At 57.9% G+C, this 629-nt stretch carries 1 protein-coding gene; it reads left to right on the top strand.

The genetic code is table 11. The features are described from left to right. On the top strand, positions 1-629 hold a 629-nt coding region (locus WMO23_RS11415), incomplete at both ends, for a sugar kinase (protein ID WP_349174150.1).

Raw genomic sequence — 629 nt, 5'->3', positions numbered from 1 at the left:
ATGGCCCGGCTGGGCAATGATGTGTCGTATATTTCCAAGGTCGGCGTCGACCCCTTCGGGAAGTGCATCTGCAACTTTCTCAAGGCCAATGGCATCCACGACGACTATGTCTGGACCGATGATGACCATATGACGGGGTTCCAGATGAAAGAAAAGGTCCTGGAAGGGGACCCGACGGTAGCCAATATCCGCAAACACACGGCCTTTTCCCACTTCCGGCCGGCGGACCTCTCCGGTATCGACTGGACCGGCGTCGACCACCTGCACGTCACGGGGATTCCCCTGGCCCTGTCAGAATCGTGCCGGGAAACGATTTATACGTTGATGATGCGGGCTCACGGTAAGGGCGTGCGCATTTCCTTTGACCCCAACCTGCGGCCCATGCTCTGGAAATCCCAGGAAATCATGGCCCGTGTCATCAACGACGCCGCCCAGTATGCCGATATCGTCATGCCTGGCCTCAATGAAGGCCGGATCCTGACGGGAATGGACAATGAAAGAGATATCGCCGGCTACTACTTACAGCGCGGCGTTCAGACCGTCGTCATCAAGATGGGCGGCAGCCATGGGACCTATATCCGCACGGCCGATGACCAGGAATACCGCGTGCCGAGCTATCACGTCGACCA

Origin of the sequence: Megasphaera intestinihominis, assembly GCF_040096415.1 — a bacterium.
GTDB classification, from domain to species: domain Bacteria; phylum Bacillota; class Negativicutes; order Veillonellales; family Megasphaeraceae; genus Megasphaera; species Megasphaera intestinihominis.
The sequence above is the reverse complement of the archived record's forward strand: the minus strand, read 5'-3'. Positions and strand labels throughout refer to the sequence as shown.